The organism is bacterium (assembly GCA_040757115.1).
GTDB lineage: Bacteria > UBA9089 > CG2-30-40-21 > CG2-30-40-21 > SBAY01 > JBFLXS01.
Map to the genome: position 1 here is coordinate 1 of JBFLYA010000040.1, position 23,651 is coordinate 23,651.

General features: G+C 38.2%; 20 protein-coding genes. 13 read left to right on the forward strand and 7 right to left on the reverse strand.

Annotated elements, in window-relative coordinates; all coding sequences use genetic code 11:
• The first annotated feature begins 351 nt into the window (after window positions 1-351).
• The 6 genes from AB1422_05190 (at window position 352) to AB1422_05215 (ending at window position 4,694) form a co-directional block, all read left to right on the forward strand.
• A complete protein-coding gene (locus AB1422_05190; protein ID MEW6618728.1) occupies window positions 352-594 on the forward strand; it encodes a hypothetical protein in 243 nt (80 codons plus the stop codon).
• 73 nt (window positions 595-667) lie between these two features.
• Window positions 668-1,162 (forward strand): Lrp/AsnC family transcriptional regulator, encoded by a 495-nt coding sequence (locus tag AB1422_05195; GenBank protein MEW6618729.1) that lies wholly within the window; start codon window positions 668-670, stop codon window positions 1,160-1,162.
• Between the two features lie 317 nt (window positions 1,163-1,479).
• Window positions 1,480-2,634: an aminotransferase class I/II-fold pyridoxal phosphate-dependent enzyme gene (locus tag AB1422_05200; GenBank protein MEW6618730.1), complete on the forward strand. Its 1,155-nt coding sequence runs from the start codon at window positions 1,480-1,482 to the stop codon at window positions 2,632-2,634.
• 38 nt (window positions 2,635-2,672) lie between these two features.
• Entirely contained in the window at window positions 2,673-3,164 is a 492-nt protein-coding gene (locus AB1422_05205) for a hypothetical protein (protein MEW6618731.1), read from the forward strand.
• A complete protein-coding gene (locus AB1422_05210) occupies window positions 3,151-3,336 on the forward strand; it encodes a hypothetical protein (GenBank protein MEW6618732.1) in 186 nt (61 codons plus the stop codon). Before AB1422_05205 ends, AB1422_05210 begins: the two co-directional genes overlap by 14 nt.
• A gap of 53 nt (window positions 3,337-3,389) precedes the next feature.
• Entirely contained in the window at window positions 3,390-4,694 is a 1,305-nt protein-coding gene (locus AB1422_05215; GenBank protein ID MEW6618733.1) for a folylpolyglutamate synthase/dihydrofolate synthase family protein, read from the forward strand.
• A 274-nt stretch (window positions 4,695-4,968) separates the two neighbouring features.
• Here the strand turns inward: AB1422_05215 and gltX are convergent, their stop codons facing one another.
• The 5 genes from gltX to ispD all read right to left on the reverse strand — a co-directional run bounded on the left by gltX (window position 4,969) and on the right by ispD (window position 13,281).
• Window positions 4,969-6,396 carry a glutamate--tRNA ligase gene (gltX, locus tag AB1422_05220; protein MEW6618734.1) on the reverse strand — a complete coding sequence of 476 codons (1,428 nt, stop codon included), beginning with the start codon at window positions 6,394-6,396 and terminating at the stop codon, window positions 4,969-4,971.
• Window positions 6,380-6,871, reverse strand: a complete 492-nt coding sequence (gene ispF / locus AB1422_05225) for a 2-C-methyl-D-erythritol 2,4-cyclodiphosphate synthase (GenBank protein MEW6618735.1) — start codon at window positions 6,869-6,871, stop codon at window positions 6,380-6,382. Before ispF ends, gltX begins: the two co-directional genes overlap by 17 nt.
• A gap of 264 nt (window positions 6,872-7,135) precedes the next feature.
• Window positions 7,136-11,863 carry a hypothetical protein gene (locus AB1422_05230; protein ID MEW6618736.1) on the reverse strand — a complete coding sequence of 1,576 codons (4,728 nt, stop codon included), beginning with the start codon at window positions 11,861-11,863 and terminating at the stop codon, window positions 7,136-7,138.
• A gap of 294 nt (window positions 11,864-12,157) precedes the next feature.
• A complete protein-coding gene (locus AB1422_05235) occupies window positions 12,158-12,529 on the reverse strand; it encodes a GxxExxY protein (protein MEW6618737.1) in 372 nt (123 codons plus the stop codon).
• Window positions 12,530-12,531: 2 nt separating this feature from the next.
• Complete coding sequence (ispD, locus tag AB1422_05240) at window positions 12,532-13,281, reverse strand: 2-C-methyl-D-erythritol 4-phosphate cytidylyltransferase (protein ID MEW6618738.1); 750 nt, start codon at window positions 13,279-13,281, stop codon at window positions 12,532-12,534.
• Between the two features lie 103 nt (window positions 13,282-13,384).
• Between ispD and AB1422_05245 the strand changes: the two genes are divergently transcribed.
• A complete protein-coding gene (locus tag AB1422_05245; GenBank protein ID MEW6618739.1) occupies window positions 13,385-13,540 on the forward strand; it encodes a hypothetical protein in 156 nt (51 codons plus the stop codon).
• A gap of 350 nt (window positions 13,541-13,890) precedes the next feature.
• On the opposite strand, the gene AB1422_05250 is transcribed toward AB1422_05245, so the two are convergent.
• The gene (locus AB1422_05250) at window positions 13,891-14,310 is read right to left on the reverse strand and encodes an archease (GenBank protein MEW6618740.1); all 420 of its coding nucleotides are present in this window, start codon (window positions 14,308-14,310) and stop codon (window positions 13,891-13,893) included.
• A 115-nt stretch (window positions 14,311-14,425) separates the two neighbouring features.
• Between AB1422_05250 and AB1422_05255 the strand changes: the two genes are divergently transcribed.
• From AB1422_05255 to AB1422_05270, 4 genes are all read left to right on the forward strand, one after another.
• Window positions 14,426-15,988: an ABC transporter substrate-binding protein gene (locus tag AB1422_05255; protein ID MEW6618741.1), complete on the forward strand. Its 1,563-nt coding sequence runs from the start codon at window positions 14,426-14,428 to the stop codon at window positions 15,986-15,988.
• A 56-nt stretch (window positions 15,989-16,044) separates the two neighbouring features.
• On the forward strand, window positions 16,045-17,187 hold the full coding sequence (locus AB1422_05260; GenBank protein MEW6618742.1) for an alanine--glyoxylate aminotransferase family protein: 1,143 nt from the start codon (window positions 16,045-16,047) through the stop codon (window positions 17,185-17,187).
• 331 nt (window positions 17,188-17,518) lie between these two features.
• Window positions 17,519-18,676 (forward strand): tetratricopeptide repeat protein, encoded by a 1,158-nt coding sequence (locus AB1422_05265; protein ID MEW6618743.1) that lies wholly within the window; start codon window positions 17,519-17,521, stop codon window positions 18,674-18,676.
• Between the two features lie 618 nt (window positions 18,677-19,294).
• Entirely contained in the window at window positions 19,295-20,119 is an 825-nt protein-coding gene (locus AB1422_05270; GenBank protein MEW6618744.1) for an SPOR domain-containing protein, read from the forward strand.
• 14 nt (window positions 20,120-20,133) lie between these two features.
• Here the strand turns inward: AB1422_05270 and AB1422_05275 are convergent, their stop codons facing one another.
• Entirely contained in the window at window positions 20,134-21,234 is a 1,101-nt protein-coding gene (locus AB1422_05275) for an LptF/LptG family permease (protein MEW6618745.1), read from the reverse strand.
• Between the two features lie 839 nt (window positions 21,235-22,073).
• Between AB1422_05275 and AB1422_05280 the strand changes: the two genes are divergently transcribed.
• Both AB1422_05280 and AB1422_05285 read left to right on the forward strand, forming a co-directional pair.
• Window positions 22,074-23,228 (forward strand): hypothetical protein, encoded by a 1,155-nt coding sequence (locus AB1422_05280; GenBank protein ID MEW6618746.1) that lies wholly within the window; start codon window positions 22,074-22,076, stop codon window positions 23,226-23,228.
• 176 nt (window positions 23,229-23,404) lie between these two features.
• A complete protein-coding gene (locus AB1422_05285; protein ID MEW6618747.1) occupies window positions 23,405-23,584 on the forward strand; it encodes a hypothetical protein in 180 nt (59 codons plus the stop codon).
• Window positions 23,585-23,651: the final 67 nt, after the last annotated feature.

The window sequence follows — 23,651 nt, forward strand, 5'->3', positions numbered from 1 at the left end:
TATAAAAACATCAAGAAACTCTAAGGAAATAACTATAGAAATACAATAATAAAAAATTAATTTTAATCCTGTTCATCTGCGAAAATCTGCGTCCCATTTTACATTTTCAGGGGAAACGGTCATGCCCTGCTGGGGCACAAACGGGGATGAAAATTGAGCATAGAGATTAGAGATTGGAGATTAGCAAGAGTGCAGGTTCTAATTCACTAATTCGCTAATCTCTAATTAACTATTTTTCAGGAGAATCCTCCATTTCAGTGACGCATTACTTTTTTGTCAATTTCTTTCTTGACATTTTGAATCAATAGTGATAAAATACAGGAAACTGTATAATGCGGCGATGAGTGGTAATTGCCGTGTTCCCCCCTTCGCTCCGCTCGGGGAGAACAAGGCAATGGAGACAGATGCCCTTCGGGGCACCGCTTATCGCCGCATCAGGCATATAAAAAACATTGGAGATTAATCATAACACAACTTCTTGAAAAAGCCTTTGTAGAGTCAGAAGATATATTAGATAAACTGGCGGATGAAACAATTGCTGAGCATACACAAGGTAAGACAAAAACCATAGGGCTTCACAAAATTATAAAGTAAGTAATCAAATGGTAACTGGTAACTAATTACCATTCACCAGTTACCAATTACCAAAGATAAGGAGGTAAATTTTATGTTAGATTCAAAAGAAAAACAGATTTTGAAGATATTAGAAAGGGATGCAAAGGTTACACCAGAAAAGATTGCGACGATGATTGGGATGACGGAAGAAGAGGTATCGGCTAAGATTAAGGAATTTGAGGATAAGAAGATTATCGTGCAATACAAGACGATTATTGACTGGGAAAAAGCTGAGGAAGAAGTGGTTTATGCCTTTATTGATGTTAAGGTAGTTCCAGAGCGCAATGTCGGATTTGACGCCGTGGCAAAAAGAATATATAAATTCCCGGAGGTGCATTCGCTATATCTACTCTCCGGAACTTACGATTTATCCGTAGTAGTAGAAGGTAAAAGTATGAAAGAAATAGCCTTCTTTGTAGCAGAAAAATTGGCTACAATAGACCATGTTCAAGGCACAATAAGCCATTTTGTCTTGAAAAAGTATAAAATAGACGGCCAGGTGCTTGAACCAGAGGCAGGAGATAAAAGATTGGCAGTCACGCCGTAAGAAAACGGTCAGAGGTCAGATTTAAAGGCATTACCTTATTTTCTGTCTTCGGTCCTCTGACCGTAATAGGTCAGTGATTTTGGGGGATGAACATTAACCTGCGGATTACAGAATGATGAAAATAGTAGGCAAGTAGGTAGTAGGTAAGTAGGAAAGGGATAAAGGATGTGCACAGTATTCTTCCCCGGTAGGCAATGTCTCCCTTTCCTACTTTCCTACTCTCCTACTTCCTACTTTCAGGAGAATCCCCCATTTCACTGAGGCATTACCTCTGACCTTTGTTTTCTTGCCTCTGACATCTGATAGAAAGGTGATTTATGAAGGATATAATTTCAGATAAAGTAAAAAATATTCCCCCATCCGGCATCAGGAAATTCTTTGATTTAATCCTTGGGATGGAAGATGTAATTTCTTTAGGCGTAGGCGAGCCTGACTTTGTTACTCCGTGGCATATTCGGGATGCGGCTATTTACTCATTAGAACAGGGCTATACCTCTTACACCTCTAATTCTGGCTTGTTAGAATTGCGGGAATTGATTACCCAGAGGATTAAAGATGATTACAAGGTAAAGTATAACCCGGTAAATGAAGTCTTAATCACTGTTGGTGTAAGTGAAGCCCTTGATTTAGCGATGAGGGCTATTCTTAATCCTGACGATGAGGTGATTATTCCAGAACCATCTTATGTTTCTTATAAACCCTGTGTTATCTTTGCTGGCGGGAAACCCGTAGTTATCCCAACCAATGCCTCAACTGGCTTCAAGATTAAACCAGAACAGATAGAACAGACAATAACTGAAAAAACTAAGGCTATTTTACTTTCTTATCCATCTAATCCTACTGGAGCAACGATGAATAGAGAAGAGTTAAGCAAGATAAGTGAAGTCGTAAAAAGATATGAATTAATTGTTATTGCAGACGAGATATACAAATTACTTACTTATGATGATGAACCTGTTTGTTTTGCCTCTTTGCCGGGGATGAAGGAGCGGACTATTCTCCTGGATGGTTTTTCTAAGGCTTATGCGATGACTGGTTGGCGAATAGGATATGCCGCTGGTAATTCAGAAATTATTGGTGCGATGACCAGAATACATCAATATACGATGCTTTGTGCCTCAATCATTAGCCAGCGAGCGGCAATACAAGCTTTACGCAATAGTGACAAAGCGGTAGAAGAGATGCGAAATGAATATAATCAGCGACGAAGATTAATTGTCAAAGGGCTGAATGAAATCGGGTTAGAATGCACAATGCCAGGCGGGGCATTCTATGTTTTTCCATCAATTAAAAGGACAGGTTTGACTTCCGAAGGGTTTGCTGAAAAATTGCTTCGTGAACAAAAAGTTGCCGTCGTCCCCGGCACAGCCTTTGGTGAGTGCGGAGAAGGGTATATTCGTTGTTCTTATGCGACCTCAATGGCAAAAATTGAGAAGGCACTGGAAAAAATGGGGGAATTTTGCGGTGTGTGAAAATCTGCGTAATCTGCGGATAAAAAAGGAATTGGAATATGCTGGATTATTTAGGGATAATTGATGCTTTCGATAAAGCAGAAATTAAATATATTATCGTCGGAGGTATGGCCGTTAATCTCCATGGCATTCCAAGAATGACTTATGATCTGGATTTACTCCTTGATTTGGAGGATGAAAATCTGTCGAAATTCCTTAATCTTTTGAAAGAATGGGGATATAAACCCAAAGTCCCAGTGGATATTATGGATTTTGCTAATCAAGAAAAAAGAAATGATTGGATAAAAAATAAAAATATGAAGGCATTTAATCTTGTAAATGAAGAATCAATAGTAAGAGAAATTGATGTAATAATTGATTCACCAGTTAGTTATATCCAGGCAAAAAATAATATTAAATATGTAAAATTATACCATAATTTAGTCCCGGTTATTGGGCTAAATGACCTGATAATGATGAAAAAAAATACAGGTAGAAAACAAGATGAAGCAGATATCAGATATCTGGAGGTGAAACTTGGAAAAGAATAAAAAGGGTGGGTTTGAATATTATTTAACTAATGAGCAGATTGAAGATTATAATAATTGGCCAGTAGAGATGAGATTAAAATGGCTTTCAGAATTTAATGCACTAAGAAAATATTACCCAAAAGAGATAATAGAAAGTCATGAAAAATTCAGGAGTGGTGAATTGATGAGGTAGAAATAGACCTCAGTATTTCACCGTAGTCAAGGTCTGCCCCCACTATCAATAGAATGAATTATTCGCAAGTTATTGATTATCTTTATAGTTTAGAAAGATTTGGTATTCAATTAGGATTAGAAAGAATTACCAGATTGTTAGATATTTTAGGCAATCCGCATAAGGATTTGAAATATATTCATGTCACCGGAACGAATGGAAAAGGTTCTGTTGTAACTTTTATTGGAGAAATCTTAAAGACTGCCGGCTTTAAAGTCGGTATCTACACCTCTCCTCATTTTATATCATTTACAGAAAGAACGACGATTAACGGCATTCCCATCTCTGAAGATGATGTCGCACAAATAATCTCTGAAAAAATACTACCGGCAATAAAAATTCTTCCTCCGGATTTAACCCATCCTACTTACTTTGAAATAGCCACAGCGATTGCTTTAACATATTTTGCCTGGCAAAAGGTTGATTTTGCGGTATTAGAGGTGGGTCTGGGCGGAAGATTAGACGCAACTAATGTTGTTACACCTTTAGTCAGTGTCATTACTTCGATTGGATTAGAACATCAGGATGTTTTAGGGGAAACTTTAGAACAAATTGCTTATGAAAAGGCAGGAATAATAAAACAAAATGTGCCAGTAGTTAGTGCGGTAGCTCCACTAAAAGCCAGAGAAGTAATAAAAAAACTTGCCAAATCACAAAATTCAAAACTCTACCAGCTGGGTAAAGAGATAAAATTTAGCATAACCCAATATCCTGCCTCAACCTCAAATTATCAATTTAAAGTGCGTGGATTATTGGGAGAGTATTCAGAGTTACAAACTTCACTTTTAGGCCACCACCAGATAATTAACGCCACAACATCAATTGCTACAATAGAGATTTTAATAAAGCATTATGGACTTAAAATTACTCCTCAAGATATTAAAAAAGGTTTATTCGAAGCAAAAATTCGGGGTAGATTAGAACTCATAAAGAAAGATTCACTTAGCTTTTTATTAGATGGGGCACATAATCCTGCAGGTGTGATTGTTTTAAGAAAGGCACTTAAAGACTATTTTCCACACAGAAGATTAATTTTAATTATTGGAATCCTGAATGATAAAGATATAAAAACAATGATGAAAAAATTACTCTCTCATAATGAGCGTATTTCCCGCATAATTATTACTCACCCCAAAACAAATAGAGCGGCAGATACAAAAACAATATATCAAGAAGTAAGTAAATATACGGATAAAATTATAGTTATTCCTCCCGTCGAAGAAAGTATAAAATATGCCGCATCAATAGCCAGTTCAGTTGATTTAATTTGCATCACTGGTTCATTATACACTATTGCCGAGGCAATTGAGCTTTTGTAACTATTCCGTGCTTGTAACCGTTCACCGCAGAGACACAGAGAGGCAGAGAAAAAATTAAAATCTATCATCAGAGACAGAAATTTCCTTTTTTTGTGCATTTTGGGTCTTTCGTTATTTATTAATCTTTTAATACTTACTTTCGACTAACTGTTTTTAAGCATTTTTAAACACCGAAAAACGCGAAAAAAAGATATTTTCCTCTCTGTTTCTCTGCGTCTCTGCGTCTCTGCGGTAAAGGATTACCTGAACGGTTACCCGTGCCCTTTGTTCAGTGCTAATTGGTTTTAATTCTTTTTAAAGACACTTCCTTGCCTAATACCGCTATGATTTCAGGTAACTCAGGGCCGTGTATCTTACCAGTCAATGCCACTCTAATTGGCATAAATAATTCTTTACCTTTGACACCAATTTCTTTTCCTATATCTTTAATCACTGATGCTATCTTTTCTGGGGATAAATCATCTGTCTCTTCTAATTTTTTAGAGAAGTAATCTAATATTTGCGTTGCCTTCTCACCATTTAAAATCTCTTTTGTCTCATCATCGAAGATTATTTTTGAATTAAAAATGTAATCAACCTGGTCAGTAATTTCTGAGAGGCAATTTATGCGGTCTTTAACCAAATCCACGACTGCCTTAAGCCACTCAAAATCACCACAACAGGTGACACATCCTTTCTTTTTCAAATAAGGGATAGCCAATTTAGTCAATCTAACCAAATCAGCATTTCTAATGTAATTGCCATTCATCCAGTTTAACTTATCTATGTCAAAAATCGCCGGACTTTTGGTCACCCGTTCTAATGAAAAATCTTTGATGAGTTCATCTACAGAATAAATTTCTTTGTTTTGCTCAGCTGAAGACCAACCGCGCAGTGCCAGATAATTGACCAATGCCTCTGGTAAATAGCCCAGTTCTCGATAAGCCTCTGTGGATGTTGCCCCATGTCGTTTTGAGAATCTTGCCCCATCTGGTCCTAAAATCATTGGTAAATGTGCAAATTGTGGCAGGTCAAATCCAAATGTTTGATAGAGTAATATTTGTTTAGGGGTATTTGATAAATGGTCATCCCCACGAATGATATGGGTTATTTTCATTAAATAATCATCTATTACCACCGCGAAGTTGTATGCCGCAACACCATCAGAGCGAATAATGACAAAGTCATGCAGGATTTCTGAAGAAAATTCTACATCCCCTCGAATTAAATCCTGGACGACAATCATCTCGTTTATTTCCGGGATTTTAAATCGAATGACGGGTTTTCTGCCTGCGTCTGTTAATTGTTGTCTTTGTGATGTGGTTAAATTTCTACACCTACCATCATATCCGTGTATTCCTTGTTTTCTTTTTGCCTCCAGTTCTTCCTCAGTGCAATAACAATAATATGCCCTGTCTTCTTGCAAGAGTTTATCCGCATATTCTTGATAAATTTTTAATCTTTCTCGCTGGCGATACGGGGCATACTCGCCACCGACTTCAGGACCTTCATCCCAATCAAGCCCAAGCCATTTCAACGAACTAATAATTGTTCCTTCAGAGGCTTGTGCGGACCTCTCTAAATCCGTATCTTCAATTCTTAAGATAAATTTACCCTTGTGGTGTCTGGCAAATAGCCAGTTAAATAATGCTGTGCGGACACCACCTAAATGGAGATAACCTGTTGGACTGGGTGCAAATCTTACCCTAACCTTCTGTTCCATAGCCTATTTTTACCACACTTACTACGGCTACACAGGCAATTGCCTCTTTTTCACCAATGATACCGAGTCCTTTAGTCGTAGTAGCTTTGATATTTACCTCCTCTTCCTCAACATTAACCACTTTAACCACATTCTTTTTCATCTGGTCAATGTATGGAGACAATTGCGGTTCTTGAGCGATAATGGAGGCATCAATATTATTTATAATAAAATTTTTCTCCGTGACTATTTTATAAACTCTTTCTAACAAGGTAATGCTGGAAATTCCCATTAATTCAGGTTTGCCTACACCGAATGTTCTGCCAATATCTCCCTGCCCCACACTGCCTAATAAGGCATCAATAATTGCATGGATTAGAACATCGGCATCCGAATCGCCTTCTAATCCCTTTTCATAAGGAATTTCTACCCCACCTAAGAGCAATTTCCTACCTTTGACTAATTTATGAATATCAATTCCAATTCCAACTCGCATTTTTTATCTTCCTTGAAAATAATCCGCAAGATTTTACCGCAGATTCTCCTGAAAATAGGTTATGGGACGCAGATTTTCGCAGATGAACAGGATTAAAATTAATTTTTTATTATTGTATTTCTATAGTTATTTCCTTAGAGTCTCTTGATGTTTTTATAGTGCCTTAGTAGTTTTTCTTTAAAATCTTGTAAATCCTGTAAATCTGCGTCCCATTAATTTTCATCGTCCTCTGTGTCCATCTGCGAAGAAAAATCTTGCCTCCCATTACCCTTTTTCTATCTTAAACAAGCTCAGGGTGCCGTTCTGGTTGGCGGTGAGGATTAGGAGATTGCCACTTTTATCCTCAGTGAGGCTTATACCCATCGGTATCCATAAAAGATGGATACACTGAATCTCTTTGCCGCTGGCTACATCCCATAGCCTGAGGGTATTATCACTTGATGCCGAGAGGACGCTTTTGCCATCTATAGAGAAGGCACAACTCAACACCGCATCCGTATGTCCTGAGAACTGCCGCATCTCTTTGCCGCTGGCTACATTCCATAGCCTGAGGGTCCTATCCCTTGATGCCGAGAGGATGCTTTTGCCGTCGCCAGAGAAGGCACAACTCAACACCTCAGCCCTATGTCCTGAGAACTGCTGTATCTCTTTGCCGCTGGCTACATCCCATAGCCTGAGGGTCCTATCCCTTGATGCCGAGAGGATGCTTTTACCATCCGGAGAGAAGGCACAACTTAACACCGCATCCGTATGTCCTGAGAACTGGCGCATCTCTTTGCCGCTGGCTACATCCCATAGCCTGAGGGTATTATCCCTTGATGCCGAGAGGATGCTTTTGGCGTCGTTAGAGAAAGCACAACTCCACACATCATCCGTATGTCCTGAGAACTGGCGCATCTCTTTGCCGCTGGCTACATCCCATAGCCTGAGGGTGCTATCACTTGATGAAGAGAGGATGCTTTTGCCGTCATCAGAGAAGGCACAACTCAACACCCCAGCCGTATGTCCTGAGAACTGCCTCATCTCTTTACCACTGGCTACATCCCATAGCCTGAGGGTCTTATCCCTTGATGCCGAGAGGATGCTTTTGCCGTCGCCAGAGAAGGCACAACTAAACACCACATCCGTATGTCCTGAGAACTGCCTCATCTCTTTACCACTGGCTACATCCCATAGCCTGAGGGTTCTATCACTTGATGCCGAAAGGATACTTTTGCCATCGCCAGAGAAGGCACAACTCAACACATCATCCGTATGTCCTGAGAACTGGCGCATCTCTTTGCCTCTGGCTACATCCCATAGCCTGAGGGTTCTATCCCTTGATGCCGAAAGGATACTTTTGCCATCGCCAGAGAAGGCACAACTCAACACATCATCCGTATGTCCTAAGAACTTCCGCATCTCTTTGCCTCTGGCTACATCCCATAGCCTGAGGGTCTTATCACTTGATGCCGAGAGGATGCTTTTGCCATCGCCAGAGAAGGCACAACTCAACACCGCAGCCGTATGTCCTGAGAACTGGCGCATCTCTTTGCCTCTGGCTACATCCCATAGCCTGAGGGTTCTATCCCTTGATGCCGAGAGGATGCTTTTGCCGTCGCCAGAGAAGGCACAACTCAACACCGCATCCGTATGTCCTGAGAACTTCCGCAGCTCTTTGCCGCTGGCTACATCCCATAGCCTGAGGGTTCTATCCCTTGATGCCGAGAGGATGCTTTTGCCGTCGCCAGAGAAGGCACAACTCAACACCGCATCCGTATGTCCTGAGAACTTCCGCAGCTCTTTGCCGCTGGCTACATCCCATAGCCTGAGGGTTCTATCCCTTGATGCCGAGAGGATGCTTTTGCCGTCGCCAGAGAAGGCACAACTCAACACCGCATCCGTATGTCCTGAGAACTTCCGCAGCTCTTTGCCGCTGGCTACATCCCATAGCCTGAGGGTCTTATCACTTGATGCCGAGAGGATGCTTTTGCCGTCCGGGGAGAAGACACAACCCGTCACCACATTATCATGTTTCAGGTTAGGTGAGCCAAAGAAACCTTGAAGGGACTTACCTACATTCGTTGAGTAATATCCAAAGTTTTTGTCCTCAGGATGGTATCCTTGGGTATCAAGACAAAGGACATTAGAATAGAAGAGAGAAGACTCATCCCGCCATTTCCTTTGCCAGGCATCAATCATCTCCTTTTGGACTATCTTCTCTAATAAGTTCATTCGTAGATTGAGCAATTCAGAGGAGGTATCAAAGAAATTTTTAGCCGGGATGTAGGTTTCCAGCAATGTATTTCTGGATAGCCTGGATGAGCCATCAAAATGCCTTAAGGCATCATTTAATACCCCTTTATCTTCACTCATAAGGACATCACTCATGGTTTTATATACCCATTCAGGTCTTTTCTTGCTTATCTCTTTTTCTTTTTCTTTTTGCGGTTTTATAGTTTGAAGTTTTTCCAGCTCCTCTTTCTCTATCCTTTCCATGCCGCATAAACAGCGGTATAAAAGTGAGGTATGGGCTAAATCCTTACCGTTTTTAAGCCCTGCAATGATACTATATCCTATCTCCCTATCCTTTTCAGAGGCAATAGAGAGGGTCTCAAGTCGATGGTCGATGTCTATCCGAGCAACCCCTTTAATGTCTATCCCTTTATTTATTGTTATCCATCTGGCGGCGAGAAATTCCATTACTGTAGAATGGAGGAAGGTTAACTCTTCATAGCCTGAAGGGATGAGGAGTTGGGTATTAATGAGTTCCGTAATCCAGTCATCTGCATCTTTCACCTCACTTTTCTCAATCTCGGCTTTGATAGTAGTCCGGTTGATGTCTCTACGAGGGGAGCCGCTTACCGATTCATAGAGGCATTGGTAGGATAGAGAAGAGAGGCAATCATATTGTTTTGCCGCCTCAGGTTTTTTTAACAGTGAATCTGGCTTTTTGGCTTCAATGAAGAATTCCCTTATCCTCTCAGGATATTCAAATTCCCTAAATTTTATTCTCTCCCATATTCGTAAGAGGAAGAACTTAACGAGGATATCGAACATTACATATCTTCTTTCAATTTTCTCAAAAAACTGATAATATATCATCAGCAGGATAGCGGTAAGTGGTGTGCCGGCAATTCTTTTTACCACCTCTTCCCTCCAGACAACCTCATCAAATCTTTTATAAAGTTCTGTCTCTTCACCATAAAAGCCTTTAACTAATTGCCGTAGTTGTTCTGTATCAAGTGAGGCAACCGTAAATATGGGGATATCATCGGTGTGGTAAACATCCTCAATCTTTCTTGAGGTAAGGAAGAGTTTATTTTTGTCCTGCTCTTTAATTTCTTTCATCAGGTTTTTTATTATATCCATTATTATCTTGCGGTTTTCTAATGATGCTTCATCAAACCCATCCACATATAGGGCTAATGAATTATTTTCCCATTTTTGTAGGGCTTCATTTGTTGCTGTTTGCAAGGCAACTTCTTCATCTACAGTCAAGGTTTCCGGCTCTCTTTTAGGGAATAGGAAGCCAGAGAGGAGGTATGCTATGGCAGAAGACCGCTCATATCTTGCCGATTCAGGTTTATGACCCATCCTTTCACACCATTTGCCAAAGTCTGGCAGTTCCCTGCAGGGCACAAAGATAGGTGTCTTTTCATCCTTGAAGGTAGAATGGGTAAAATAATGCAGGATAGTGGTCTTGCCTGCACCGGGAATGCCATAGATAAATCCTTTGTTAAATGTTTCAAATACCTCTTTGGCGGTATATGAGGTCTTTTCCTTTTCCTTCTCTTCCTCATATTTTCCCTTTACCTCTATACTCAATCCTCTGGGTAGGAAACCAGCTCTTTTGGACACACCTGTTTTTTGAGTAAGGGTTATATCTATGTTAAGATTGATAAAGTTTTGCTCAATGTCAATAGAGGGATACAATCCTGCCAGCACCGGGATAGTTTTTGATTTATCTTTAAGGGCTTGTAGTTTTGCCTCAAAGTCAGATAGCCTTGCTTCCTGTGGCAGGAAGAGGCGATGGAGGAAGACTTTTTGGGTTTGGGTAAATCCTTTTAGATGGAACTCGCCTAAGGGGACGGAACTGATATTATTTGGTTTAAGCTGGGCTTGTAATCCCTGAAATAAGGCATCGGTAACGATTAATTCATCCTGCATTGCCTCTTTCTCTATTCTAAATGTTCGTATAGCCTCAGAGCCGGTTAAATCTATCTTCTTGCCTTTTTCATCAAGCCAAAATTGGCAATAACCCAGATGTGCAATCATCCGCAATAGAACCTTGAAGCCAAACTTATCTTTTATCTGCCGCTCCCGAAACAAGGCAAGCATCACCTGGGTAAGTTCCTGCGTCTTATTTGAGTCGCCAAAAAACAGCACCCCATCACCGATAGACCTTATCCATTCAAAGCCATAATCTTCAACAACTTCTTTGGATTTCTGGTAATAGTAATCAAGGAATTGTTGGGTGTAGGAATGACCCAGTCTTTCAGATTGAGGAGTGAAATTGACAATATCTATGAGGCAGAGGATACCACATCCCTGTGCGGTATTAATCTTAAAATCAAAACTACCGCCTGTGCGTCTTGAGAATAAATCCGGTGCCTCTCTGGCAATCCGAACAAAGCCTGTATCCTGAACCCAGAAGATAAAGTTATGGTTATACTCTGCTAACACATCCCGTGAGAGATTCAGGTTGCTTAGTGCGTCGGTCGGAGCATCATCCCAGCCGTAGAAAGAGACTACCGCAGGCGGGTCAGTAGGTAGCTTGTTGTCTCTAAGTAGCTGTAATGGGTCTGGGTTATCTGAGGTGATGTAGAACTCGTGGAATGACAAGAAGGGTAATTTTTGGTTGTGTCTCTCTTCTTTAATTCTCTCAATGATTCGCTTTGGGACTTCTTCCTGATTATAGACAGCGAGGACAAACTTACAGGTTTTAGCAACATCTATAAGAGTATAGAGCCTATTAAATTCTTCTTCAAATTGACTAATCTTTCCGTTCATAAAATGTCCTTAACGATGGGGTGCACATCAATCCATAAATCATCGTTACGATATTCTAATAGAGCCAGGTTATGGAGTAGTTCGCGGACAACAGGTTCATTTGTTCCCTGTTTCTTCTCACCTTTATGAACCCTCCTTCTGGCTAAAATTAACTATATCACAATATTCATCTATTGTCAATAAACTTTGTGCGACCTTCGACAAGCTCAGGGTCACATAGTAAGCCTGCCAAGCCATTTTTTTAACCTGTGCAATCAATAATTCACCACGGAGACACAGAGGCACAGAGAAAAATTAACAGACAAGTCTCTTGAGGCCGTCTTTTAAAACAGGCACATTAAAATTCATAATAAGACCAATTTTAATCCCGGACAATCGTAAATAAGTCAACAGTTGTGCAGTATGAATTGGTAGTATGTCCTCGACTACTTTAATCTCAAGAATAACCTTTTCTTCGACTACAATATCAATTCGATACCCACAGTCAAGTTTGATTCCTTTGTATTCAAGAGGAAGAGGTCTTTGCCGTTCAAATTTCAAACCACTTAAATGAAGCTCGTGACAAAGGCATTCTTCATAAGCTGATTCCAATAGACCAGGCCCCAAATACCGATGAACTTCTATTGCCGCTCCAATTATTTGCTCTGTAAGTTCTTTTTCTAAAATCATTACTCCGTGCCTCCGTGTCTCTGTGGTGATTGCACAGGTCGAATCCCTTTATTTCCCCTTATTTTTCTATCCTTTAATATTGCCTTTGCGACTAATAGGTCATAAGGTACGGTAATTTTGATGTTCTCATAGTCTCCTTTTACCCATTTTACCTTCCCGCCCAATCGTCTAATTAATAAGGCATCATCTGTGGCATAAAAATTATCCTGATATGCCTTTTCGTAAGCATCTCTGATTAAATCATATTTAAAGACCTGTGGTGTTTGAATCATCACTAAACTATCTCTATCCCAGGTTTCTTCAATCCACTCACCACCATTTATTGATTTAATCGTATCTACTGGCGTAACACCAGGTATCGCTCCGCCTGTCTGTCTTGCCTCAGCAATAGTTTCATCTATTAACCGCTGGGTAATAAATGGTCTGGCTCCATCATGAATAAGAACTAATTCTGTCTCAGGAAGAACTTTTCTTAATCCATTATAGACCGAATCCTGTCGCTGTTCCCCGCCCGGGATAACCTCAGTTACCTTTATAAACCTATATTTTTCTACAATCTCTCGCTGAGTATAGGCAATATCATCTTGTGGAACAACGAGTATAATGTAATCAATAGACATTGATTCAGATAAAATTTTTAAAGGATAGTAAATCAATGGATGATTGTTAATCATAATAAATGATTTAGGTATTTGGCTACTCATTCTTTCGCCTTTACCTGCGGCAACCAGGATAGCACAAATCTTCATTATCTTCTCCTTTTATTTGGTAATTGGTAACTGGTAATTGGTAACCTGGTTAAATATCGCAAAAATTCGGTGGTGTCTGAAAATAACTCTAATAGTGAAATCTATGCAGATTTGGTGTCCAAAAGGGGATAAGGAGATAAAAGGAGATATGGAGATTATTCATTGTAATTTGCAAAATTTTAGAATGAATTTATCTCCTAATCTCCATAATCCCCATATCTCCTTTTCTTACACTATTTCAACCTTTATGCTATATTAAGACACCACCAAAAATTCGATAAATTTGTCGATTTTATCGAAATCTCTTTATCAACCATTTTTCAAAAACCGGGTCAGCTATTTTGTATATTCCTCTTGTTATAACTGTTTTAAAGTAAATCCCATTAGTTTAGCACCTGTTTACTGTAATAAGTCAGTTATTTGGGGGAATGAAAATAGTAGGCAAGTAGGTAGTAGGGAAGTAGGAAAGGGATAAAGGATGTGCACGGTATTCCTCTTCTGGGGACAATGTCTCCCCCTTTCCTACTCTCCTACTCTCCTACTTCCTACTTTCAGGAGAATCCCCCATTTCACTGACCCATTATTGTTTACCGTAGTTAAATATCGTAATTAAATATCAAATATAACCTGCGTTCTAAAATATCCTTCTTTTTCTTCTATTTTTAATTGATGGTAGGTTACGGTTTTAATTTCCCGCAATAGTTCATGTCGATTTGGGTCATATAGTTCTCCAGATGCCTTTGCTTTAAGAGAAGTAGTCCCAATTTCCTTGATACTAAATTTCTTAAGTATTAAATTCCCGACAGTATGATTATACAACAATTCGCTTAAAAAGGCAACTAAAATTTCCTCAAGGTCATTTCCTGAAACCTTAATGTCCACAGTTTTTGTGGGATTAACTTGATTTAAGTCCACAACTAAGATGCTAAACATTCCGTAGGCAGTATTCGCAAAGGCTTGTTTAAGTGTTTTTCCGTAGCCAATGATGCCAATATCTGCGGTATGTTCAAAGATGTCAAATCGTTTCATTCTCTTTCCTCTATCAATTAAAGAATACTATTTTAATTGAGATTTGTCAATATTTTTTTAAGAACCCCTCCAAAAAAAACTTGACATAAAAGATTAAGTTGGTATAATATATAATATGTTTAATAAAAAATTATGGCTGATTTATATTATTTGTGGAATTTTACTGGGTTGTGGACAACCAAAAGAGGATAAATCTATCTTCAAAAGCCGATTATCTGCTGATGTAACTACATTAGACCCGGCTTTAGTCGTTGATGTTTCAGGGGGGATGTTAACGGCTAAATTATTCAATGGACTGGTAAAATACAATGAAAAAATGGAAATAGTTCCTGATATTGCTGAAGGCTGGGAAATCTCAAAAGATGGAAAGACATATACATTTTATTTAAAAAAAGGGGTGAAATTTACTAATGGTCGTGAGGTCGAGTCCTCTGACTTTAAATATTCTATTCAACGAGTTTTAAACCTAAAAACAAAATCCCCTCGCACCTGGGTATTTGATAAAATATCAGGAGCAAAAGAGTGTCTGACAGGAACAACAACTGAGTGCTCAGGATTAGTTATAAAGGATAAATGGACACTCCAGATAATTCTTGAAGAGGCATTTGCACCTTTTTTAGGATTTTTAGCGATGCCAACGGCGTATGTTGTGCCAAAAGAAGATGTTGAAAAATGGGGTGATGACTTCTCAAAATATGTAGTTGGCACAGGCCCTTTTAAATTGGAAAAATGGGTCAATGATGAAAAAATAGTCTTCGTGGCAAATCCGGATTATTTTGAGACAAAACCAAAGGTAAAAAGATTAGAATATCGCATCATACCAGAGGAATTAACTGCGTGGGCAGAATTTGAATCTAAAAAATTAGATGCAATAGCTATCCCAACAGCCGTATTTGACCAGGTAATCACTGACCCGCAATGGCAAAAATACATCGTCAGTCAATCGGGAATGAATGTTTATTATTTAGGGCTAAACTGCCAGAAACCACTTTTTGATAAGGTAGAGGTGCGACAGGCTCTAAACTATGCCATTAATAAAGAGATAATTTTAAATACCGTCCTAAAAAATCGGGGAATTATTTCGCATGGTCCAATACCTCCGATAATTCAAGGTTACTCAAATAATCTTAAACCTTATGAATACAATCCTCAAAAAGCAAAAGAATTATTGACTCAGGCTGGATATCCAGATGGCTTTTCAATGAAAATATACCAGAAAAGTAGTCGTGAGGTGTTAGAGATTACGGAAATATTACAGGCTCAATTAAAAGAAGCAGGAATAAAGGTAGAAATTGTGCAACTTGAGTGGAGCACTTTAAAAGAGATGATTAATGAAGGAAAAACTGATGCCTTTTATCTTGCCTGGATTGCCGATTATCCAGATGCAGAAAATTTCTTGACCCCACTTTTTCATTCAAAAAACTTTGGGAGTGGTGGAAATCGTGCATTTTATAAAAATCAAGCAGTTGATGAATTAATCGAACAGGCTCAACAAACTACTGATTTAGATGAAAGGATAAAATTATACCAACAAATTGAAACTAAAATTCATAAAGACTGTCCCTGGGTATTTCTTTGGCATCAAAAGGAATTTAGCCTTCATCAACCCTGGATAAAAGGCTACAAATCCTATCCAATTTGCAATGCAGATAAAGGAACCTCAATATCACGAAATTAAAAGCGAGTAATGGGTAACTAATTACCAGTTACTAAAGAAGGAGGAAAGAATAAAAAATGGGTAAAAAGTATTATCTGATGTCGCCAGGACCTACCTCAGTTCCACCAGAGGTAAGTTTAGCTGAGGCAAAACCGATTCTTCACCATCGGACAAAGGACTTTGAAGCGGTGCTTGGTAAGGTAAATGAGGAGATAAAATATCTATTCCAGACACAAAATGATGTTTTTACCTTTGCTTCATCAGGAACAGGGGCAATGGAATCAGCCGTGGCAAATCTGCTCTGTGCCGGTGATACTGCTCTGGTTGTTCGAGGTGGAAAATTCGGTGAACGGTGGGGAAATATCTGTAAGGCTTATGGTGTTAATTTTATTCCTTTAGACATAGAATGGGGTTGTGCGGTTAGCGCCAATGAGATTGAGGCTAAATTAAAGGAGAACCCAAATATAAAGGCGGTATTTACTACCCTGTGTGAGACCTCTACGGCAACCCTTATGCCGATTAAAGAAATTGGTGAGGTAGTTGCCAAAACTACTGCGTGTCTGGTGGTAGATGCGGTTAGCGGTCTGGGCGTGGATGAATTCAGGATGGATGAGTGGAATGTCGATGTCGCCGCAGTTGGCTCTCAAAAGGGCTTGATGATTCCACCAGGATTGGCTTTTGCCGCAGTTAGCCCCAGGGCAATGGCAATGAGTAAAACTTCGACCTTACCTAAATTCTATTTCTCTTTTGCGGCGTATAAAAAAGGATTGGAATCTGGTGAACCGCCTTATACCCCTCCTGTTTCTTTGATTTATGCCTTGCGACAGGCACTTGATATGATTAAACAGGAAACTATAGAAAAGGTATGGCAAAGACATGCCATTTTGGCACAAGCTACCCGCGCCGGAATTACAGCATTAGGCTTACGACTCCTATCAAAAAGCCCGGCAAATGGACTGACGGCGGCTTTTGGACCTGGAGAAGATGACGGCGGGATTATTGTTAAAAAATATAGCCAATTAGGGATAACCGTAGCCGGCGGTCAGGACCATCTCAAAGGAAAAATATTTAGAGTTGCTCACATGGGTTATGCAGAGATGTTTGATGTCATCATGGCTATCTCTGCCTTAGAAATGATATTAATGGACATAGGCTATAAATTTGAGATTGGTGCCGGGGTAAAAGCCGCTGAGGAGGCACTTCAAAAACTATCTGGTTAGACTAAAAGAGATTAGACCACGAAGAACACGAAGTGAAATTTGATGAAATATCTAATGAAGTTAGCAAATATTAAAGTTGGCTTGTTATGTTGATAAATTTCAATGTAGAAAGATTGAAAGAAGGCATAAAAAGATTTGTTCTGTAACATCTCCCTGCCCTTCGTGCTCTTCGTGGTGAATAGTTACCAAAAGGATTAAAAATCAGTGTTTCATCCGTGTCTATCTATGGCTGAATAATTACGATTTATTTTACATTTTTCTTTGTGTCTGTGCGTCTTTGTGTGATTATTATCCTTCTGAAAATATCCACATAGGGAGTTAAAAGATGCAAATGAACAAAAGGTTAATATGGGTTAATCTTATTTTAATAATCTTGTTATCCAGTGGCTGTGTCGCACTACCTCATAAGCCTACTCCTAAAACCCCACAAGAGATAGCCAGAGCATTAGAACAGGAGAATTTTGACCTGGCTACGGCATACAACAAAGCCGGGATGTTGGAAGAAGCATTATATTTCTCTAAGGAGGTATTGAAGTTAAATCCACAACATCAACAGGCTCAGGAGCTTCGAGATAAGATATTAGATGAATTAAAAAAGGAGAAAACACCACCTACACCTGAAGAACCAAAACAAGAACCTTTACCCTCTTTAAAAGAGATTCAGCCGCTTCCCGCTAAAGAAATATCGCCTCTAAAAGAAAAAGAGGCTATTGCTGAAATTGAGGGATTACCTGAAAAGGAAGTAAAGTTAGAGATAAAAAAAGTGCCGACACAAAAACCTCCTGCGGTGCCCGAGTTACCTTTTTTTGAATTTGCTAAAGAATTACGCACAAAAAGGTTATATGCGGATGCTATTACAGAACTCTCAAATATATTAAACGATTATCCAAATACTCCTTTAAGAGAAAAGATAGATTTTGAATTAGCCAATAATTATTTTGACCAGGCTCAATACGATAAGGCGTTAAATCTTTTCTCTCAAATTATGACACAAAAAAAAGACCTTCAATATGATGCTCAATTAATGCTTGCAAAATGTTATGAAAAAACAGGAGACCATGAAAAAGCAAAGATAGAATATCTAAGATTGATTAAGCGTTTGAATATTCTTACACTTCCTAAAATAGAAGAAGTAAGTAAAGAAGTTACGGCATTAAAATCTATTTTAGACAAAACTACACCGCTTCCCCAAAAAAAGGAAGATTTAGAAGCAGAAGCTCATTTTGGTGTTGGGAATGTGTCTCGTGCAAGAAGGGAATATCGCCAGGCATTAGTCGAATATGATAATACAATAAAAAAATCTCCAAAATCTCCAGTCTCGGCAGATGCGGCTTTTTATATTGCGGATATTTATGATAATGTCATAGAACTCAGGGATTATGAGCAGGCAGTAAATGCCTACACTCGAGTCATATCGGACTATCCAGACAGCAAATGGATAGATAGAGCTAAAGAGCGGAAAAAATATTTGATAGATAATTATCTATAGTAGTTATTAACGAAAATTTCTCATAGAACAGATATAGCAACAGGGTTGATGGTTTATAGTTTATAGTTTCATAGACTATCAACTATCAACTATCAACCATAGACTATCAACAATACTAATGTGAACTTTTGATTAATACTTACTATATAAGCGTTCCTGTGTCCGCTTTCAGCCGTCAGTATTTAGATACAGGATGATATACATCTTGTATCTTGCATCTCCTGACTGCTGATACCTGATGGCTGAACGCTTACACAAAACTAATCATGTCCCACAATTTTTACTGGACACCGTGAAGAGTGATAATTCACAATTCACAATTGACAATTCACCATTCACCATTTTAAGGAGATTTAGGGAAGAAATTGTGAATGGTGAATTGTGAATGAATGTAACATTGTCCACTAAAACTTATGGGTAAAGATAAGTACAGAAGCCTCTCGGATAAAAATAGGAAGTAAGAAATGGGAAATAGGAAGTAAATAAAACAAAATTCCTACTCTCTACTCTCTACTTAAAAAGTGGGGGGTGAAGGAAAAATTTGCGGTGTGCGAAGGCTAATAAAATTACCGCTTAATTTTATCCGAGAGCGTTCTTACACAAAAAGGGGGTATTAAAATGAAGAAAAAAACAGGTGCACAAGAACATACTATTATTATCAGCACAATATTAGGCAGTATCCTCGTGTTTGTGCTGGGGTTCTTTTTGGGACGAGCCTGGGTATTGATGCCACAGGAGAAAATGACTAAAGTTAAAAAAACTACTCCTGTGGTCAGTGAGCAAAAAGAGGAAGAATTTGAAGATACCTTATCCCAACTTCGAGAACAAAAAAGAATGATTGAAGAATTGGAAAAACAAGAAACCCAAAAAATTGAAGAGGGAAAACGAAAAAAGGAATCGGAATTGAGGTTAGCTCAATTAAGAGAAAAAAAGAAACAAGAACAACAAGAAAAGGAGTTAGCTAAAAAGGGAGAGAAAGAAAAACTGCTTGCGGACCAAAAAGAAAAAGAAAGATTAGCCAAACTTGCCCAGGAAAAAGAATTAGCTATGAAAGAAGAAGAAGAACAAAAACGCAGATTACAGAAAGAACTAAAAAGAAAACAAGAGGTTGAAAAGAAGGCACTTGAGGCTAAACAAAAAGCAATTAAGGAACAAAAACCACAACCACCAGTTGAAGAAAAAGAAACTCCTTCTTCTCCTTCTCAAGAAGAATTTACAATTCAACTGCAATCCTCACAAAATAGAGAACGGGTTGAAGAATTACTCACAGAATTAAGAAATAGAGGCTATTTAGCCTATGCCATCCAGGTTGACCTCAAAGAAAAAGGCATCTGGTATCGAATTAGACTTGGGAAATACAATAGCCGTGAAGAGGCGTTGAACGAAGCGGAGAAATTAAAAAATAAAGGCGTCATCAGTAACTACTTGATTACTAAGAGGTAAATAGGAATTTGTTTCTATGCCTTCCTGAATAACCGAATTAAGAAAATCATTCCCATCATACCGAGAATAATGTTAGGTATCCACATCGCTAAAAGAGGCATAAGTAATCCTTTTTCTGCTAAATTTTCATTTAGTTTTAGCAGAAGATAATAGATAAAGACAATTAAAATACATGTGCCAAATCCAATCGATTTCTCTTTATGTTTAACCATTAGACCTAATGGAACTCCAATAAGGATAAATGCCAAACAGCCAAATGGCATGGCGATATGTTTACCCAATTCAATGAGTAAAGGTTGGAGATTTAAGTTTAATTCTTTGTATCTTTTTATCTCTTCTTTTAATTCCACGATGGTCATTGCCTCAATACTCTTGGGGAGATTTTGGTTTATTTTATTCTCATTTGCGGCTAAATTAATTGTATGAACATCAAAGGCTAATATATGATATTTAGAAGGGTCTTTATCATCAACATGATGAATAACTCCATCTTGCAGTCTTAAGATTACCCCTTTGTTAGTTTTTGAGTATATCGCCATTTTAGCGAAGATAGCTTCTTTAGGCACACCTAACTCACCACCATATTCACAGATGTAAATACCTTTCAACCGTTGTTTTTCTTTATCTAACTTATCAATAAAAAGTTCCCTTTGCCCAATTTTAATAAATCTTTTTTCCTCAAGGTAGCTAGATGGCTGTTGCAGAAGTAACTCTGATTGAATTTTTTCAATTGTGAAATTAGTCCAGGGTAATAAAGTCTCTGCAATAATTAATGTGATGAGGCTAAAAAGTATTCCGGAGATAATCATCCAGATAATTGAAGAAATGAGGCTTATGCCACTTGCCCACATAGCCGTAATCTCATTTTCTGCTTTAAGTTTTCCCCAGGTAATTGTTGTTGCCATAAGAAGAGCGATTGGGAGAGAAATATTAAAAGTAGCCGGGATATAGCATAAGAAAAGTTCAATAATCAAAATTCCAGGAATTTGTTTTGTAATTATCAATTCACTTGATTTGAATATCTCGCTCAAGAAAAAAATGAATGTAAAAAGACACATCCCAAAGAAAAAAGGGAAGATATGCTCTCTTAAAATGTAGCGATGAATGATTTTCATAAGTAAATTATAGCATAAAAATAGTCAAAAGTCTATAATTTTCTGTAAGCATCGGTTGTGTAAAAAGATATAAAGATATTTTTTCTCCGTGATTCACCGGTGTCCCTTCCCTTTGTATTTCATTTCACAACATCCCAGAGATGTAGGTAAGTTTCAATTACTACCTATTGACAAAAATCCTCTGGTATGGTATCATATCAAGTAATCGTTCAGGTGTAAGTAAGGGAAAATGGAAAAGTAGGGAAAAAGGGGAAAAATATTAAAGAATTTCATTTCAAATTTTTGGAGTTCTCAATTCCTGAAGCTGTCAGGAACAGGTTTATTGAGGATTGTGTGCTTTGTCAGTATCACAGAATCGAAGAGCAAGCGAATCGTCTATAGCAGTTATTAGTCAAAATTTTACTCAGGGGGGATAAGTAAAAAATCCCAAATCCCAAGCACCAAATCTCAAATAAGCACCAAATTCCACATACCAAAAAGCGAATTAGAGATTAGTGAATTAGAGATTAGATTTTACTAATTCGCTAATTCGCTTAATTCACTAATTCACTAAATGGAATTTGGAATTTGTGATTTGGAATTTCATAGCCATATTTGGGGCAAATTTCGATTAATAAGTGCTATAAATCGGGGACTCCGTTTAAAAAAAGGAACTTATTTTTGCAAAAACTATAATGCGGGAACGACCAGAACAACTTTCAAATTCCTATACATAAAAATAAATCTCCCATTTTTCCATTATTTCCCCTTTTCCCTTAATTACACCTTGAACGGTTACAATTAAGAGGAACTGTTGTCACTGTTATTATTGCATTTCCTGTGAGGTAGGTAGGTTGAGAATGATTGAGTTTATTGAAAAACTATTAAGATGGATATCACTACCAAAGGTTAAGATACAACAAAATCAGGTAGTCTTTAAAGGAAGAAATATCCTCTTTGTAAAAAAATGGTGTTTAGACTTCTTGTTTTGTGGCATCTTCCTCTCCTTGCTATTTATGGGTAGATATTGTTGGTTTCACTCTTTTTTATGTCTCTTAGTTTTGACATCGCCTTCTTTCATCCTTTTCTGTATTCTCTTTGCCTTTTTATTCGCTGGCTTTTCCTTTGATGACCAAAAGAGAGAGATAGTTAGATCTAAGGGTATGAGCATCCCTTATGAGAAGGTGAAGGGTATTTATATAACCGAGGTTGGAAAACTATTAAGGGTTAGTATTAAAGAGAAGGGGTTGTTAAAAGAGAGCTCTCTTGCTGAGGCATTATCTATAGAGGATAAACAAAGATTGATGGAGGAATTGGATAAAAGATTTCCTCCTGAAATACTTCATGAAAGAAGGTTTTTTATTTGGAGATTTCCAGCACAGACGATGATGCTTTTGATTCTTTTTATATCTTCAATCTACATCTTTTATGTATACCAGGAATGTCCGCAGGTTAGAATAATTCCAAAGAAAAGGGGCTGGGAAATTTCTCAACCTACGAAAGAAAACAGGTATAATCTAAGAGGAATTGCCTTTTCACTTCCTGAAGGCTTTAAGTTTGTGAAAGCAAAAAATGGAAGACTTTTCTTTAAGAATAAGGAAACAGGGATTGTAGTTGATTCTGGCTTTTATAAATCACTTCCTTCAGCTCTCTCTTTAGAACTTTATTACTTTACTGGAATAAAAGAGAGTTATGGTCTATATCAAGCAGTTTACTACGCCCGCTTTGGGATAATACCCTTAGTTTTAAAGGCTATTAGGTTAAGTGGCAGGAAAAAGGTAGAGATTTATGAGATTGAAGAAGAGGTGTTTAAGGGATTCATTATGAGGTGTCTCCAGGATAAAAGATGGGTGGCAGATATCCTTCTAAAGAATAAAAAGAAAGGATGGGAGATAAATTTTATGATTTCAAGTTCAAAAAGGATAGAAGAAGATGACTTAAAAACAATTGTAGCTGTTGCTAATGTCACAAGTTCATTACCCGTCCTGTCTTTAAACTCTACTCGCCCGAAGTAGAACTTGTCTTCGCTCAGCTCCATTTAGCCCGGGGCAACACCACTCAAGCCAAATCATACGCCGAATCCGCCCACACCAAAGCCAAATCTATGCACTACCATAGCGTTTTCTAAGTAGATATAACATATCATCTCTGTGGTGAACGATTACTAATTTTTCTTGACATTGTCATATAAATGTCTTATAATTGTAATATGATAGTTTTTGACTCCTCAACAATCATTCTCCTTGCTAAGATAGAGATTTTAGATGCATTTCTCTTAAATTTCCAGGACAGAACTTTAGTTACTCCAAAAGTAACTATTCAGCACAATTATTCGATCTGTGCGGTTAGAAGAGAAACCTCCCCGCATTAAGGTTAAAGACGTACTCTCCCTTCTCCGCCGCTGGCGGGGGATTAAGGATGTGAAAATCTTCTCAACT

What these genes read in the sequence shown, in the direction of transcription:
- AB1422_05195 (MEW6618729.1), top strand. Translation starts at nt 668, where the DNA reads ATGTTAGATTCAAAAGAAAAACAGATTTTGAAGATATTAGAAAGGGAT.
- AB1422_05200 (MEW6618730.1), top strand. Translation starts at nt 1,480, where the DNA reads ATGAAGGATATAATTTCAGATAAAGTAAAAAATATTCCCCCATCCGGC.
- AB1422_05205 (MEW6618731.1), top strand. Translation starts at nt 2,673, where the DNA reads ATGCTGGATTATTTAGGGATAATTGATGCTTTCGATAAAGCAGAAATT.
- AB1422_05215 (MEW6618733.1), top strand. Translation starts at nt 3,390, where the DNA reads ATGAATTATTCGCAAGTTATTGATTATCTTTATAGTTTAGAAAGATTT.
- gltX (MEW6618734.1), bottom strand. Translation starts at nt 6,396, where the DNA reads ATGGAACAGAAGGTTAGGGTAAGATTTGCACCCAGTCCAACAGGTTAT.
- ispF (MEW6618735.1), bottom strand. Translation starts at nt 6,871, where the DNA reads ATGCGAGTTGGAATTGGAATTGATATTCATAAATTAGTCAAAGGTAGG.
- AB1422_05230 (MEW6618736.1), bottom strand. Translation starts at nt 11,863, where the DNA reads ATGAACGGAAAGATTAGTCAATTTGAAGAAGAATTTAATAGGCTCTAT.
- ispD (MEW6618738.1), bottom strand. Translation starts at nt 13,281, where the DNA reads ATGAAGATTTGTGCTATCCTGGTTGCCGCAGGTAAAGGCGAAAGAATG.
- AB1422_05245 (MEW6618739.1), top strand. Translation starts at nt 13,385, where the DNA reads ATGCAGATTTGGTGTCCAAAAGGGGATAAGGAGATAAAAGGAGATATG.
- AB1422_05250 (MEW6618740.1), bottom strand. Translation starts at nt 14,310, where the DNA reads ATGAAACGATTTGACATCTTTGAACATACCGCAGATATTGGCATCATT.
- AB1422_05255 (MEW6618741.1), top strand. Translation starts at nt 14,426, where the DNA reads ATGTTTAATAAAAAATTATGGCTGATTTATATTATTTGTGGAATTTTA.
- AB1422_05260 (MEW6618742.1), top strand. Translation starts at nt 16,045, where the DNA reads ATGGGTAAAAAGTATTATCTGATGTCGCCAGGACCTACCTCAGTTCCA.
- AB1422_05265 (MEW6618743.1), top strand. Translation starts at nt 17,519, where the DNA reads ATGAACAAAAGGTTAATATGGGTTAATCTTATTTTAATAATCTTGTTA.
- AB1422_05270 (MEW6618744.1), top strand. Translation starts at nt 19,295, where the DNA reads ATGAAGAAAAAAACAGGTGCACAAGAACATACTATTATTATCAGCACA.
- AB1422_05275 (MEW6618745.1), bottom strand. Translation starts at nt 21,234, where the DNA reads ATGAAAATCATTCATCGCTACATTTTAAGAGAGCATATCTTCCCTTTT.
- AB1422_05280 (MEW6618746.1), top strand. Translation starts at nt 22,074, where the DNA reads ATGATTGAGTTTATTGAAAAACTATTAAGATGGATATCACTACCAAAG.
- AB1422_05285 (MEW6618747.1), top strand. Translation starts at nt 23,405, where the DNA reads ATGTCTTATAATTGTAATATGATAGTTTTTGACTCCTCAACAATCATT.